The 14,507-nt window shown below is 69.8% G+C and carries 15 protein-coding genes; 11 read left to right on the forward strand and 4 right to left on the reverse strand.

Features of this window, described 5'->3' with window-relative positions:
• The first annotated feature begins 16 nt into the window (after positions 1-16).
• From ACQP2T_RS51500 to ACQP2T_RS51525, 6 genes are read left to right on the forward strand one after another with little or no spacing between them, the layout of a single operon-like run.
• Positions 17-1,225: an ABC transporter substrate-binding protein gene (locus tag ACQP2T_RS51500; protein WP_433512116.1), complete on the forward strand. Its 1,209-nt coding sequence runs from the start codon at positions 17-19 to the stop codon at positions 1,223-1,225.
• Positions 1,218-2,087, forward strand: coding sequence for a carbohydrate ABC transporter permease (locus tag ACQP2T_RS51505; protein WP_433512117.1), 870 nt, complete (start codon positions 1,218-1,220; stop codon positions 2,085-2,087). Before ACQP2T_RS51500 ends, ACQP2T_RS51505 begins: the two co-directional genes overlap by 8 nt.
• Positions 2,084-2,884 carry a carbohydrate ABC transporter permease gene (locus ACQP2T_RS51510; RefSeq protein WP_433512118.1) on the forward strand — a complete coding sequence of 267 codons (801 nt, stop codon included), beginning with the start codon at positions 2,084-2,086 and terminating at the stop codon, positions 2,882-2,884. The genes ACQP2T_RS51505 and ACQP2T_RS51510 overlap by 4 nt, the downstream gene beginning before the upstream one ends.
• Positions 2,884-3,912 carry an SIS domain-containing protein gene (locus ACQP2T_RS51515; protein WP_433512119.1) on the forward strand — a complete coding sequence of 343 codons (1,029 nt, stop codon included), beginning with the start codon at positions 2,884-2,886 and terminating at the stop codon, positions 3,910-3,912. Before ACQP2T_RS51510 ends, ACQP2T_RS51515 begins: the two co-directional genes overlap by 1 nt.
• A 5-nt stretch (positions 3,913-3,917) precedes the next feature.
• Positions 3,918-5,960, forward strand: a complete 2,043-nt coding sequence (locus ACQP2T_RS51520) for a glycoside hydrolase 5 family protein (RefSeq protein ID WP_433512120.1) — start codon at positions 3,918-3,920, stop codon at positions 5,958-5,960.
• Positions 5,957-6,730 (forward strand): GntR family transcriptional regulator, encoded by a 774-nt coding sequence (locus ACQP2T_RS51525; RefSeq protein WP_433512121.1) that lies wholly within the window; start codon positions 5,957-5,959, stop codon positions 6,728-6,730. The genes ACQP2T_RS51520 and ACQP2T_RS51525 overlap by 4 nt, the downstream gene beginning before the upstream one ends.
• Here the strand turns inward: ACQP2T_RS51525 and ACQP2T_RS51530 are convergent.
• On the reverse strand, positions 6,723-8,213 hold the full coding sequence (locus ACQP2T_RS51530; RefSeq protein ID WP_433512122.1) for a hypothetical protein: 1,491 nt from the start codon (positions 8,211-8,213) through the stop codon (positions 6,723-6,725). The two genes, ACQP2T_RS51525 and ACQP2T_RS51530, sit on opposite strands and share 8 nt — an antisense overlap.
• Before the next feature lie 264 nt (positions 8,214-8,477).
• Between ACQP2T_RS51530 and ACQP2T_RS51535 the strand changes: the two genes are divergently transcribed.
• Together ACQP2T_RS51535 and ACQP2T_RS51540 are read left to right on the forward strand one after the other, a co-directional pair.
• Positions 8,478-8,540 carry a putative leader peptide gene (locus ACQP2T_RS51535; protein ID WP_350655493.1) on the forward strand — a complete coding sequence of 21 codons (63 nt, stop codon included), beginning with the start codon at positions 8,478-8,480 and terminating at the stop codon, positions 8,538-8,540.
• Positions 8,541-8,634: 94 nt separating this feature from the next.
• Positions 8,635-9,924 (forward strand): dicarboxylate/amino acid:cation symporter, encoded by a 1,290-nt coding sequence (locus tag ACQP2T_RS51540; RefSeq protein WP_433512123.1) that lies wholly within the window; start codon positions 8,635-8,637, stop codon positions 9,922-9,924.
• 70 nt (positions 9,925-9,994) lie between these two features.
• Here ACQP2T_RS51540 and ACQP2T_RS51545 read toward each other — a convergent pair whose 3' ends face one another.
• The gene (locus tag ACQP2T_RS51545; protein ID WP_433512124.1) at positions 9,995-10,594 is read right to left on the reverse strand and encodes a TetR/AcrR family transcriptional regulator; all 600 of its coding nucleotides are present in this window, start codon (positions 10,592-10,594) and stop codon (positions 9,995-9,997) included.
• 68 nt (positions 10,595-10,662) lie between these two features.
• On the opposite strand from ACQP2T_RS51545, the gene ACQP2T_RS51550 reads away from it, so the two are divergent.
• Complete coding sequence (locus tag ACQP2T_RS51550; RefSeq protein ID WP_433512125.1) at positions 10,663-11,577, forward strand: NAD-dependent epimerase/dehydratase family protein; 915 nt, start codon at positions 10,663-10,665, stop codon at positions 11,575-11,577.
• A 5-nt stretch (positions 11,578-11,582) separates the two neighbouring features.
• On the opposite strand, the gene ACQP2T_RS51555 is transcribed toward ACQP2T_RS51550, so the two are convergent.
• Together ACQP2T_RS51555 and ACQP2T_RS51560 are read right to left on the reverse strand one after the other, a co-directional pair.
• Positions 11,583-11,933, reverse strand: a complete 351-nt coding sequence (locus ACQP2T_RS51555) for a hypothetical protein (protein WP_433512126.1) — start codon at positions 11,931-11,933, stop codon at positions 11,583-11,585.
• 73 nt (positions 11,934-12,006) lie between these two features.
• Positions 12,007-12,411, reverse strand: coding sequence for a hypothetical protein (locus tag ACQP2T_RS51560; protein WP_433512127.1), 405 nt, complete (start codon positions 12,409-12,411; stop codon positions 12,007-12,009).
• A 191-nt stretch (positions 12,412-12,602) separates the two neighbouring features.
• On the opposite strand from ACQP2T_RS51560, the gene ACQP2T_RS51565 reads away from it, so the two are divergent.
• Both ACQP2T_RS51565 and ACQP2T_RS51570 read left to right on the forward strand, forming a co-directional pair.
• Positions 12,603-13,853: a sensor histidine kinase gene (locus ACQP2T_RS51565; protein WP_433512128.1), complete on the forward strand. Its 1,251-nt coding sequence runs from the start codon at positions 12,603-12,605 to the stop codon at positions 13,851-13,853.
• Positions 13,838-14,485, forward strand: a complete 648-nt coding sequence (locus ACQP2T_RS51570) for a response regulator transcription factor (protein WP_433512129.1) — start codon at positions 13,838-13,840, stop codon at positions 14,483-14,485. The genes ACQP2T_RS51565 and ACQP2T_RS51570 overlap by 16 nt, the downstream gene beginning before the upstream one ends.
• The last annotated feature ends 22 nt before the right edge of the window (positions 14,486-14,507 follow it).

The raw sequence follows: 14,507 nt of genomic DNA on the forward strand, positions 1-14,507 counted from the left end.
AGCCGAGGGAGATCCCATGCACCGCGGACTCGGTGCGCTGATCCTGCTGCCATGTCTGGCGGCCTGTGGCGGGACGGCGGAGCAGAAACCCGACACAGGCACCATCACGGTCTGGGACTACTACGGCAGCTCGACCCCCATCAAGCCGGTCATCGCGGCCTTCGAGCGGGCCCATCCGGGCATCAAGGTCGACTACCAGGCCTACGACTACGAGACCATGCGGCAGAAGTACGCCACGTCGGTCGCCGGCGGCACCGCGCCGGACGTGGCGACGCTGGACATGACGTGGATCCCGACGTACGCCGCCAAGCACACCCTCTCCGAGCTGCCGGACACGCTCAACGGCAAACCCATCGACAGCCAGTACGCCAAGGGCGCGCTGGACGCCATGCGCTTCGACGACCACTACGTCACGGCCATGTACGACTTCGATGCCTACGCCCTGTACTACCGCAAGGACCTGGTGAAGACGCCCCCGAGAACCTGGGCCGAGCTCACCCAGACCGCCGCCACCCTCAAAAAGGGGAAATTTCAGGTCCTGCCGGATACCTTTCACTTCGCCCAGTTCCTCTTCCAGGCCGGCGGCGACCTCGTCGGCGACGGCAAGGCCGCCTTCGCCGGACCCCAAGGCGTGAAAGCCCTCACCCAGCTCCACGACCTGCTGAAGCGCGGCGGACTGTACTGGGGCGACGACCAGGGCGACTCCAGCGGCATCGCGGGCATCAAGGACGGCCGGATCGCCATGTTCCTCAACGGCCCCTACATGATGGGCGTGCTCAAGGAGGGCGCCCCTGACCAGCGGGGCAAGTGGGCGGTGGCCCCGGCCCCGATCGACACGCGGCCGGGCAGCTACCTGGGCGGCACGGGCCTGAGCATCCCGGCCACGTCCGAGCACAAGGGCGCCGCCTGGGACTTCATCCAGTTCCTGCTCCAGCCACCGCAGCAGGTCAAGGTGTTCACCGTCGCCGGAGCGGCCCCGGCCACCGAGGTGGCGCTCAAGGACCCGGCGCTGGCCGCGCCCGACCCGTACTTCGGCGGACAGGTCACCTTCCCCGTCTTCCAGAACGCCCTCGCCTCGGCCCGTCACTACCCGTACGTCAAGCAGTGGACCGAGATCGACAAGGCGGTCACGGACGGCGTGACGGCGGCGTTGCTCGACAAGAAGAGCCCGCAGCAGGCGCTGACGGACGCGGCCAAGGAGGTCGACGATCTCCTCGTTGACTGAACCGAGAGCGACCCGGAGAAGGCGCCCGAATCTGACGCCCTATCTCCTCATAGGACCGGCCCTGCTGGCCGCCGTCGCCTTCCTGTACGTCCCGATGGCCGTCTCGGCCTACTGGAGCCTGACCGACTACAGCGGCCTGGCCGCCCCCTCCTTCGTCGGCCTGCGGAACTACACCGAACTCCTGTCCGGCGCCAGGTTCCGCCAGGCCCTGCTCAACACCACGCTCTTCACCGTCATCGGCATGAGCGCCGGCCCCGCGCTCGGCCTGGCCGCCGCCCTCCTGCTCAACCAGCGCGTCCGCTTCGTCGGCGTGTTCAGGACGGTGTACTTCCTGCCCGTCACCACCTCGCTGGTGGTGACGGCCACGGTCTGGAAGATGCTCCTCAACGAGGACGGCATCCTCAACGCCGGTCTGCGCCTGTTCGGCCTGCCCGGACACGCCTGGCTGGCCGATCCCGCCACCAGCCTCCTCGGTGTGGCGGCGGCGAGCGTCTGGCAGGGCTTCGGCTTCGAGACGGTCGTCTTCCTCGCCGCGCTCCAGTCGATCCCGAAGGACTTGTACGGCGCCGCGGCCGTGGACGGCGCCGGCCCGGTCCGCAAGTTCTGGCACGTCACCTTGCCTAGCCTGCGGCCCACACTGCTCTTCGTCTTCGTCATGGGGATCATCGGCAGCTTCCAGTCCTTCGACCAGATGTTCGTGATGACCCACGGCGGCCCGACCGGCTCGACCACCACGCTGGTCTACTACCTCATCGACCGCTTCAAGGACCTGGAGCTGGGCAAGGCCTCGGCGGTCGCGTACATCCTCTTCCTGATCCTCGCGGTGCTGTCCTACCTCCAGCTGAGAGGGGAACGCCGGTGAGACGCGCGCTCGTCTACGCCGCGCTGGCGATCACCGCGCTGGCGATGGCCTGGCCGTTCCTGTGGATGGTGCGCACTTCGCTGCGGACACCCGCCGGGGTGTGGGCGCCCGGCTGGTTGCCGGAGACGCTCGACGCGTATGGGCGGGTCTTCACCCAGTTGCCGTTCGGCAGGTTCCTGCTCAACAGCTCGATCGTCACTGCCTCGGTCGTCCTGCTCAACGTCGTCTTCGACACGGCCGCGGCCTACGCCTTCGCCAAGCTCCGCTTCCGTGGCAGGAACGTGCTGTTCTGGGTGCTGCTGATCACGCTGATGGTGCCGTTCCAGGTCAACCTCGTCCCGCTCTACCGGATGATGGTGGGCCTGCACGCCACCGACACCTACGTCGCGCTGATCGCGCCCAGCGCGATCCAGATGTTCGGGGTCTTCCTCATGCGGCAATACCTCCAGTCGATCCCGGACGCCGTCCTGGAGTCCGCCCGCCTCGACGGCGCCCGTGAGCTGCAGATCCTCAGGAAGATCGTGTTCCCGGTGGCCCGGCCCGCGATGGCGGCGCTGGCCATCTTCACCTTCCTCGGCGCGTGGAACGACTTCCTCTGGCCGCTGATCGTGACCGACTCCGAGCAGATGCGCACGCTTCCCGTCGGGCTCGCGCTGCTGGCCCGCAAGAACAGCGTCAGCTGGAGCGACAGCATGGCCGGCGCCGTGATCACGATCCTTCCCATGGTGGCGTTCTTCGCGGTGCTCCAGCGCCGCTTCATCGAGGGCCTGACCGCAGGCGCAGTAAAGGACGGCTGATGGACGACATCTTCCTCACCGAGATCCTCGGCCAACCGGCCGCGATCGAGCGCGCGGCACTCAGCCTGGAAGGGCAGCGGGACCAGCTCACGCGGCTGGACACGCTCGCGACCCGAGCCCGGCACATCCTGCTGACCGGGATGGGGGCCTCCTACGACGCCTGTCTGGCCGCGGCCAGCGTGCTCGGCTCGCAGGGGGTGCTGGCCGGCGCGGTCAACACGGCGGAGCTGGTGCATTTCCGGCTGCCCGCCGTACGCGAGGACACCCTGGTGATCGCCGTCAGCCAGTCGGGCCGGAGCGCCGAGCTGGTCCGGCTGACCACCTCCGGGCTGCGCGCCCCGCTGGTCACGATCACCAACGGACTGGACAACCCGCTCGCGGCAGCCGCCGACGTGGCCCTGGACACCGCGGCGGGACCCGAACTGGGCCCCTCCACGATGACCTTCGCGGCCACGTTCCCGGCGCTGGCCGCCATCGTCTCGGTCGTCACGGGATCCCCGCCGACGGCCGACGCGGGCAGCTCTCTGGCCTCCGCAGCGGCCAGGGAGCTGCTCGCCGACCCGCACACGCTGGCCGCCCTCATGGCGGCCTGGGTGGGAGAGCGGCGCGGGGCCGTGCTCGTGGGCCGCGGCACCGCCAGGGCCGCCGCCGACCTCGGCGCGCTGGTGCTCAAGGAGGCCGCCGGGTTCGCCGCCGAATGCCTGGACGCGGCCGAGTTCAGGCACGGCCCGATGGAACTCGCCGGCCCCGGCCTGGCCGTCGCGGTGGTCGCGACGGAGCCGGCGACGTTCGCGCTGGACGTGGCGCTGGCGGAGGAGGTGGCCGCGCACGGCGCCGCCGTCCTGCTCCTGGCATCGGAGCCGGTCACGTCGGACCTCATGGTCGTCCCGGTGGGCCGGACGGACCGGCTGCTCATGCCGGGGGTGGCGGCGATCCCGTTCCAGCTGCTCGCCTGGCGGCTGGCCGTGGCCGGCGGCCGCGATCCCGGGCGGTTCACGGTCGGCACCAAGGTCACGACGAGGGAGTAGGCACTGTGACGGTTTCCAAAGGACCCCATTACCTGACGACCGACGGCCGGCCGGTCATTCCGGTGGGCACCCACGTGGTGCCCGCCGAGGGTCCCGACTGGCCGTGGCGCTGCTCGGCCAAGGCGTTCGACGAGGCGTTCGCGAAGATGGCCGCGCTCGGGCTGTCCATCGCCCGGATCGATCTGCTCTGGGCGGCCATCGAGCCCACGCCCGGCGTGTTCGATCAGGAGCACCTGGCGGTGCTGGACGAGATCCTCGACTCGGCCAGGCGGCACGGTGTCTGGCTCCATCCGACGCTCTTCGTGGGCGGCGAGGTGGGCGACGCGTTCTGGGACGTGCCCTGGCGCGACGGCCGCAACCCGCACGCCGACCCGGAGCTGCGCGAGGCGCAGGTCAGGCACGCGCGCGCCTTCGCCGAGCGCTGGGCGGGAGATCCGGCGATCATCGCGTGGGACCTCACCGACGAGCCGCCGTTCTGGGCGGTCGACGGCACCACCGACGACGACGCCCGCGCCTGGACCTCCTCCCTGGTGGACGCGCTGCGCCCTTCGGGCCGGCTCATCACCGTCGGCACGGCGTCGCAGGAGGTGGACCACGGCCCGTTTCGCGCGGACGTGGTCGCGCCGTTGCTCGACTTCGCGTGCGTCCACCCATACGCGATCTACTCGCCGGAGCTCTACCCCGACGCCCTGCTCGACCCGCGGATGACCCACTCCGCCGCCTTCGAGGTGGCGCTGGCCGCGGGAGCGGGCAAGCCGGTGATGCTGCACGAGTTCGGGGCGTCGTCGGCGCAGTACGCTCCGGCTCGCATCGCCGACTACGACCGGCTGCTGTGCTGGTCGGCGCTGGGCCGGGGGGCGATCGGGTTCGTCTCCTGGTGCTGGAGCGACTGCGAGCCCGCCGCCTGCCGGCGCGTCCCCTACTCGCGGATGCCGCACGAGACCCAGTTCGGCATGGTCGCCGCGGACGGCCGGCTCCGGCCCAGGGGGCGGGTGCTGGCCGACCTCGCGGCCGCGCTGCGCCACCTCGACCTGACCGAGTACGCGGCCCGCGGCCCCGCGCCCCGGGCGGCGATCGTGGTGCCGCACGAGTACGCGCACCCCTACGACCCGGCCTCCTACGGGCTGGAGGAACCGCACGGCCCCTACGTGCCGGCCGAGCGGACCTGGCGGCCGGACCCGAGCGTCAAGCCGCTGGTCAGAGCCTGGCTCAACGCGTTCACCCTGGCGGCGGGGGCGGGCATGGCGGTGGCGTTCCCCCGCGAACGGATCGACGAGGTCTGGCCCACGGCCCGGCTGGTCATGCTCCCCGCGCCGCTCGCCTCGACCACCACATCCCTCTGGCACGTCAGGACCTCCTACTGGCAGGGCGCCCGCGATTTCCTGGCGACCGGCGGCACCATTTACGCCTCCATGTCGTCGGACGTCGCCATCCCGAACCTGAGCGACCTGGCGGGCTGCTCGATCGCCGACCGCGCCCCCGCCTCGGACGTCGTCGAGCTGCGCTTCGTGGCCCCCTGGGGCCCGCTGCGGGCGGGCGAGGTGCTCACCCTCCCCGCCGTGGACGACGACCCGACCCTGCGTGGCGTACGGCTGACGCTCACCGACCCCGAAACGCCGGGCATCTCCGCGGTCAACGTGGTCGCGGTGGACGCCGACGGCGAGCCCGCCCTGGTCGTCGCCCGTCACGGGGACACCGGCGGGCAGGTCGTCATCTGCGCCTTCCCGGTGGAACTGCTGCTCGCCCGGATCCCCGACGCCCACCGGCGGCACCCTCGGTGGCAGGCGCTCTATGAGGGGCTGGCCGACCTGTCCGACGCCCGCGAGACGGCCTGGGCCGAGGGAGTCACCAGCGGCGCGCTCCACGGGGAACGAGGAGGAGCGCTGACCCTCACCAACCACACCCCGGACCCCGTCGAGGCCACGCTCCACCTGCCGCCGGAGGCCCGAGCCGCGCACATCCTCGACGCGACCGGATCCTCGCCGCTGAGCGGCCGACGCGTCCAAGTGGCGGGGTACGGTGCCGCTCTGGTTGTGTGGGGCACGTGAGCGTCTTCGATGGTGGGCCGATCAAGCTCGAACAGGGCCCGATCCCGCTGCACTACCAGGTCTACCAGCACATTCGCGACGCTCTCGATCGAGGCGCGCTGCGACCTGGAGACCGGTTGCCGGGCGAGCGGGAGTTGTGCGCGTTCTACGACTGCAGCCTGATCACCGTGCGGCGCGCGCTGGGTGAGCTCACGCGCGACCGGCGGCTGGTCCGCATGCAGGGCCGCGGCACGTACGTCACCGAGGCCCCGGTCGAGCGGAACCTGCAACTGCTGGGCTCCTTCACCCAGGAGATGCGGGCCGCCGGGCTGGTGCCGTCCACCCGGTTGCTCACGGCCAGGCAGGAGCAGGCCACCGGCGTGATAGCCGCCGCGCTCCGGCTGGAGGCCGGCGCCACCACGATCTACCTCGAACGTCTGCGGCTGGCCAACGACGAACCGCTGCTGCTGGAGGAGGTCCACCTGCCCGCCGCCCGCTTCCCCGGCCTGCTGGAGGAGGACCTGGAGCAGGGCTCGCTCTACTCCCTGCTGGCCGCCCGCTACGACACCCGGCTCGACTTCGCGGAGGAGACGATCGAGCCGGTGGCGCTCGGCCAGCGCGAGGCGGACCTGCTCAACCAGCGGCGGGGCCGCCCCGCCCTGCTGATCGAGCTCACCGCCTTCGATCAGCAGAGCAGGCCGGTCGAGCACTGCCGCAGCGTGGTCCGCGGCGACCGGGCCCGTTACCGGGTCGCCGCCCACGGCGCCCGCGCCGAGCTGGACCTCAGGTGAGCTTGTCGGCGACTGAGCGGATGGCGTTCTGCAGGGCGGTGTCGCCCGGCACCTCCTGCACGAAATACCACCAGAAGGCGCCGCCGACGCTGCGCGGATAGCCCAGCGAAGCCGCGTAGTAGTGGGCGGCGACCGCTCGCCGCCCGGCGAGCGTGTCGCTCTTGTCGAAGGCCCAGTACGCCTTGGTGGTGTCGGCACTCCAGTAGTCCAGCTCACCGACAGCGATCCTCTGGTTCGGGAACTCCGTCTGCAGCGTCCGCATGACCTGGTCGAAGGCCAGGCCCATGGGCGCGTCCTCCACGTACGTGGACAGCGTCACCACGTCGATGTTCTGCCTGGTCGAGGCGGGCAGGTTGGCGCGGGCCCAGGTGAAGGTGGACCACTCGGCCTTGTCGGTGCCGAGCTGCCAGTAGAGCGTGACGACCACCTTGGCGCCTTTGGAGCGCACGTAGGCGGCCGCGTCGGCGATCTTGTTCTTGATCCGGTCGTCAGTCGCGACGGGCTGGCCGTTCTCGCAGTCATCGCCCTTGATGTCGACCCAGCAACCGTTGACCTCGTTGGCCACCTCCCACGCCTCGATCTCGGGGTAGGCGTCGACGTAGGCCTTGACCCGGGCGAGATACCGCGCCCGGGTGTAGCCGCTGGCGAACGTCGAATCGACAGGCTGCCCCAGCACGTGCAGGCCCGCGTCGCGCGCCGCCTTCACGGCGCCGCGGTAGTGCTCGACGTTCCCCTTGTCCGCGGTCGGGTCGAACACGATCCTGACCCACCCGTACGGCTGTGTGAGTTTCTTGGCCAGCGTCGCCCAGCTCGGGTAGGTCGTGGTGTCGTCGACCGTGACGCCCATCCACGGCTGGGTGGCGTGCGCCTTCGCGTAGGCCGGGCCGTACTCGCTGAGCAGCAGGTCGTTGGCCGTGTTCACCGCGCTGAGCGCGCGCTGGCCGTACTTGCCGCGATCGGCGTCGGTCGTCGCGGCGCCGGCCGAGTTCAGGTTGCCGACGGCGTCGGCGAGGGCGGTGCCGAACGCCGTCGAACGGACGTAGTCGGGCCGGGCGGCCAGTGCCGCGTCGAGCCGCCGCTTGGCGTCCTTGGCCGCCTCATAGTTGAACACGATCGTCTTGCCGGAGGTGAACCCGCCGCCGCCGTTGTCGACGATGACCGTCGAGTATCCGCGGCTGGTCGGCCAGTTGACCGCGAACGCCGCTGCCTGGTCGGGGAGGTCGAACCGCCAGCGGGTGGGTGAACCGCCGTCGTAGAGCGGGTAGTCGGCGACGACCCGCATCGTGACGGGGTCGAGCAGGGCGTCGCTGTCGGAGCCGCCGGTGCCGTACATCGCGGTCTTGGCCTGATCGGCACTGAGTTCGGTGCCGTTGCCGGCGGTGTCGTAGAACTTCAGGATCACGGTGCCGCTCGCGGCCTGCGCCGCCGGTGCGGTCCCGAGGCAGGTCGCGAGGACGGCGAGGACGAGTAAGACGCGTCTCATTCGATCATCTCCAAACATTATAAGCTTATACAGTACTGAGCTCGCCGATGGCTCGTGCGATTACTCGAAAGTTCTGGCACCGCGCGACGTGGCCACCGTCGCTCAGCGCGGCGCGCGGATACCCGCCGTCACCCACGCGACACGTGACGCATCCCCCGACCACCAGTCGGGAAAGTCTTGATTGTGAGGTAGATCGCTCTTACAGTCGGAATAGTGTCCCGTTAACTACGGTTTAGTGATCCTGTGAGGTTCATCGTCCTGTCTGTGTGGCTTGTTGAGCGGCTGCACATCGATCTCTGTCGTCTGACCGGCTCCCTCTGTCGCTGACCGCGCTCTGACGAGCGCTGGATCCCCCGACCCCTCACCCGCCCCCCTTTCGCATGCCCTCTTAGGCATGCCGTCTTTCGGAGCCTTCCTCATCGTGAAGAGATTCTCTTTTTCCCTGCAGTTGCTGCTGGGCCTGGTCGTGGGCATAGCCCTCGGCTTCGCCGCCCGTATCTGGGACCTCGCCTGGCTGGCCACCACGCTCACCGAAGTCGGAAAACTCTTTGTTCAGCTGCTGAAGCTGGCAGTGCCGCCGCTGGTGTTCACCGCCGTGGTGGTCAGCGTCGCCAACCTCCGCAACGTCAACGGCGCGGCCCGGCTGGCCGGCAAGACGCTGTTCTGGTTCCTGGCCACCGGGCTGATCGCCGTCATCATCGGCATCGGCCTCGGCCTGATCCTCAACCCGGGCCAGGGCATCACCCTGAACACGGCGGGCGCGAAGGCGCCCGAGCACGTCGGCACCTGGGTCGACTTCCTCACCGGCATCATCCCGACGAACATCGTGACGGCGTTCACCGAGCTCAACGTCCTCCAGATCGTCTTCCTGGGGATCGTCCTCGGCGCGGCGGCCATCGCGATCGGCGAGAAGGCCGACCCGTTCCTCACCTTCAGCCGCTCCATCCTCGAACTGGTCCAGAAGGCACTGTGGTGGGTCATCCGCCTGGCCCCCATCGGGACCGCCGGCCTGATCGGCAAGTCGGTCGCCACGTACGGCTGGGACCTGATCGCGCCGCTGGCCAAGTTCAGTCTCGGCGTCTACGTCGGCTGCTTCATCGTCCTGCTGGCCGTCTACCCGACGCTGCTCGCGGTGGTCGGCAAGGTCAACCCGATCACGTTCTTCCGCAACGCGTGGCCCGCGATCGAGCTGGCCTTCGTCTCCCGCTCCTCGGTCGGCACGCTGCCGCTGACGCAGAAGGTCGCCATCGAGCGCCTGGGCGTCGACCGCGACTACGCCTCCTTCGCCGTTCCGTTCGGCGCGACCACCAAGATGGACGGCTGCGCCTCGATCTACCCGGCGCTGGCGGCGATCTTCGTGGCGCAGGTGTTCAACGTCCCGCTGGGGATCGGCGAGTACCTGTTGATCGCGTTCGTCTCCGTGGTCGGCTCGGCCGCGACGGCCGGTCTGACCGGCGCGACCGTCATGCTCACGCTGACGCTGAGCACCCTGGGTCTGCCGCTTGAAGGCGTCGGCCTGCTGCTGGCCATCGACCCGATCCTCGACATGATCCGCACCGCGACCAACGTCGCGGGACAGATGGTGGTGCCGGTCCTCGTCGCCCGCGGCGAGGCCCGTCTCGACGAGGCGGTGCTCAACGCTCCCCCGCAGTCGCTCGACGAGGCCCCGGTGAGCGCGCCGCGCCCCTCGGGCGAACCGGCGATCGCCTGACCCCCTCCCCCTGACGAAAAGACCGGGCGGCCCTTGTGCGGGCCGCCCGGTCTTTTCTGTTCGGTGGCGTCTATTCGGTCGCGCGCAGTCCTCGCGTCATGGTGTCGAAGGCGTCGTCCCAGTGGCGGCACGCCTCGTCGGGGCCACCAAGGGCGCCGCGCAGGTTGAGGCTGCACAGCCCGTGCGCGAGGGCGTTGATCCGTACGGCGAGAACATGGGGCTCGCCGGGCGCGAATTCGCCTTCCTGTACGCAGCGGGCGACGGCGGCCACGAGGGTGTCGAAGGTCGGCTGGATCAGCGCGGCGGTGGCGGCGTCCGGCTGGAAGGCGGGGATCGGCCGGCCGAACATGAGCTCGTACAGGTGCGGATTGGCCAGAGCGTTGGCGCGGTACGCGTGGCCGAGTGCGAGCAGGTCGGCGACCGGGTCGCTGGTGTGAGGGACGGCGGCGAAGGCCTCGGCGAGGCGCTCGAAGCCGGCCAGGAACATCTCGCGGACGAGGCCGGCCTTGTCACCGAAGAGCTGGTAGACGGCCGTGGTGGACACGCCCGTCTCCTGCGCGACCCGGCGGGTGGTCAGCGCCGCCGGGCCCTCCGCGGCCAGGAGCCGGCCGCCGGCGTCGACGAGTTCGTGGCGAAGCTCGCCGTAGTCGCGGTTTCTCGGTCTTGCCATGGAAGCCATGGTAACATAACCTTGTTACATAACAACGGTTTGAAACCAGCTTTTGGGAGATCCATACTATGTCTGACCTGCATGTTGTCCTTGGCGCCACCGGCGGGATCGGCTCGGCCGTCGTCGCCGAACTCACCGCCCGCGGTCACCGGGTCCGCGCCGTCAGCCGGGGCGCGGCCGTCGGCCGGCACGACGTCACCACCTCCGAGGGCGCCATCGCCGCCTGCCAGGGCGCCGCGGTCGTCTACCAGTGTGCGCAGCCGAAGTATGAGCGCTGGGCAGAGGAGTTCCCCGGCTTCATCCGTCCGATCCTGACCGGGGTGGAGGCCGCCGGGGCGAAGCTGGTCATGGCCGACAACCTGTACGTCTACGGGCCCGTCGACGGCCCCATGACCGAAGACCTGCCGCACGCCGCCACCAACCCCAAGGGCCGAGCGCGCGCCGAGGTCGACGAGTTGATCCTCGACGCGCACCGGTCCGGGCGGATCCGCGCGACTATGGGCCGCGCCTCCGACTACTACGGCCCCGGAGGCGTCAACACCACCATCGGCCCGACCGTCTTCGCCGCCGCCCTGGCCGGGAAGACCGCCCGCTGGGTCGGCGATCTCGACCAGCCGCACACCATTGCCTACCTGCCGGACATCGCCGCCGGGCTGGTCACCCTCGGCGAGCGCGCCGAGGCCGACGGCCGCTCCTGGCACCTGCCCGCCGCCGAGGCGATCACCGGCCGCCAGTTCCTCGACCTCGTGCGCACCGAGGTGGGAGGCGAGCTGAAGATCGCCGGGCTGGGCCGGGGCATGCAGCGCCTCATCGGCCTGTTCACCCCCATCGTGCGCGAATTCGGCGAAACCTGGTATCAGCGCGACCGCCCGTTCATCGCCGACGACTCGGCCTTCCGCAAGGCGTTCGGGCCGGTCGAAGTCACCCCGCACGCCAAGGGCATCGCCGCGACCCTCGACTGGTTCCGCCGCAACGCCGGCTGAAAGCGTCAAGACGTACAGGCCGGCGCGATGCCAGGCTGGATGATGACGCCTGCCGACCGGCGAAATTCGGCGGGCACGCTCCCGCGGCCGACGCACAGCACTTTCTGAGTGCCCGCTACGTTGACCAGTACGGCCTGACAGCCAGGCAGCGGCTCGTTGACGAATGCGTCGATCTCGTACTGCTGCACCGGATACTGCCGCGGACTCTGGCAAGTGGAGTACGCGATGGTGGCGGCAGCTGTGCCGCTGATCAAGGTCAGCCGCCCGGTGGCCGCGTTCGCCGTACCCGCGGCGCCCACCACTGCCACGCAGGCCAATGCCGACGCGGCGAGAAATGCCTTCACTGTCGATTTCATGGGGCAAGTCTCAATCGCGGCCGGCTGCCGATCCAGGGCATTGACCGGACATCGGCAATGCCCTGCCCGTCGATCATCGGGGAAAGGCGGCGCGCAGTCGGGACCCGTTGACGATGAAGGCGACCGCGGCGATGGCGAGGGCGCAGGTGGCCTGCATCATGGCGAACCAGGCCGTGGTGACATCGGGGATCAGGTCGACGCCGATGATCGCGAGCGGCATGACGATCGAGATGATGCGTACACGGAGAAAGGCCCCTCGTGCCCCCCGCGCGGCGAGGCCGGTCAGCCAGTAGGTCACCGCCGCGCTCGCGAGCACTCCGGCTGATCGGCCCCACATGAACGAGGTCACCGCGTGTCCGGTGGTCGCGAGGATGGCGACCGTGATGAGAACCGCGACGCTGAGCGCTCCGTAGGCCGCGACGAGGATCTTCGCCTTGCCGAAGGCTTGCTGGGTGCCTGGATGATTGGTGGTTTCCATGTCTGTTCTTCCCTTGTGTCGTCTGGAGTGGTGTCGACGTTAGGGGGCGCATGAGTGGCGCGGTATCGGCCTGGACGTACAGGTGAGTGGGGCTAGACCCACTGGGGACCACGCGCCACGCGGTGCACAGTGGAGACACCAAGCCGTACTGGCCGGATCAGCGCAGGGTCATGAAGTGAGAAGGAAGAATCATGCGACAGTGGGTGGCGAGCGCCTGCGTGGGGTTCGTGCGAGCGTGCGTCGTGGTGGTCGTCTCCATGCTGGTGCCGGCCGTGTGGGCCGCTGCCGTGGCGCTGTGGTTCTGGTGGTGGGGCGGAAACCCGTGGTCGGGGATAGCGCCGTTCATATGGGCGTGTATCGGCACGCTCGCCCTGTCCCGCCCGGTATGCCAAATGGCCCGCTCCCTCGTCGCGAAGTGGACGGGCACCGTCATTCCCGCCGGATATCGGCAGGCCGGGCCGGTGACCCAGATGGCGACCGGGCACTGGTGGAACGGCTACTCCTACGAGCGCACCAGCCGGGACGCCCGCATGGATCTGCGGTGGCGGACCCGGTGGCGCGATCCCGCCGTCTGGCGTGACCTGCGGTTCACGGCGATCGTACCGATCACCGCGGGCCTGATCTGCGCGATCCCACCGGCCGGAATCGTGGCGGCGGTCCTCGGGTTGTCCCAGCCGGCGCTCTCCGCGCGGCTGCTCGGGGCGCTCGGCCTGGCCGTGGCGATCGGCGGCGCCCCGTACGCCTGGCGGTCCGTCGGGCCGGTAGCCGTCCGCTTCCTGCGCGCCTCGCCCGCGACGGCCCTGGCGAACCGGGTGAACGAGCTGACGGCCCAACGCGCGGACATCACGATCACGCAGGCCGCCGAGATCCGCCGGATCGAGCGGGACCTGCACGACGGAGCACAGGCCCGCCTGGTCGCGCTCGGGCTCTCCCTGGCGACCGCGGAGAAGCTGATGGAAACCAACCCCGATCAGGCCAAGGAGCTGATGCGGGAAGCACGGGTCGGTGCCGCCACGTCGCTGACCGAGCTCCGCGAGCTGGTCAAAGGAATCAACCCGCCGATACTGAACGAGCGCGGACTCGTCGACGCCGTACGCGCTCTCGCCCTGGACAGCCCGCTCGAAGCGACGGTCAGCACCGACCTTCAGCTACGCCTGGACCCGCCGATCGAGGCCGCCGTGTACTTCGGAGTCGCTGAACTGCTGACCAACGCCGTCAAACACGCCCATGCGACCTGGGCGCGCATCTCCATCGCCAGGGATGACACCGGCATCGTCGTGGACGTCGAAGACAACGGCCGGGGCGGGGCCGGCATGTCAGCCGACGGTGGGCTCGCGGGGCTCCGCCGCCGCCTCGCGGCCTTCGACGGCACTCTGCGGATCACCAGCCCGGCGGGCGGTCCGACCTGTGTGAGGATGGTGGTGCCATGCGAATCGTTGTAGCCGAAGACCTCTACCTCCTGCGTGACGGGATGGTCCGCCTCATCGAGGCGTACGGACACCAGGTCGTGGCGACGGCGACGACCGGGCCCGAGACGCTCGACGCGCTGCTGAAGTGGCGGCCCGATGTGTCCATCGTCGACGTCCGCATGCCGCCGACGCAGTCGGACGAGGGCCTGCGGGCGGCCCTCGCCGCCCGTCGCGAACTGCCCGGACTGCCGATCCTGATCCTCTCTCAGCACGTCGAACAGCTGTATGCCCGCGAACTCCTGGCCGACGGCGCCGGTGGCATCGGCTATCTCCTCAAAGACAGCGTGTTCGACGCCGACCAGTTCATCGACGCTCTGCACCGAGTCGCCGGTGGCGGGACCGCCATGGACCCGGCCGTCATCTCCAAGTTGCTGTCCAGCGGGTCCTCGACCCGGCGGCTCGGCGGACTCACCGAACGCGAACACTCCGTGCTCGGCCTCATGGCAGAAGGGCTGTCCAACCAGGCCATCGGTCGGCGGCTTTTCCTCAGCGAAAGCGCCATCAGCAAGTACACCACCTCCATGTTCGGCAAGCTCGGCATCGCCGATGACGACGGCAGCAACCGCCGTGTCCTCGCCGTCCTCACTTACCTCAACGAGCCCTGACTTTCGGTCTCGCCTCACACAG

This window comes from Nonomuraea sp. CA-143628, from assembly GCF_050942315.1.
Taxonomy (GTDB): Bacteria; Actinomycetota; Actinomycetes; order Streptosporangiales; family Streptosporangiaceae; genus Nonomuraea.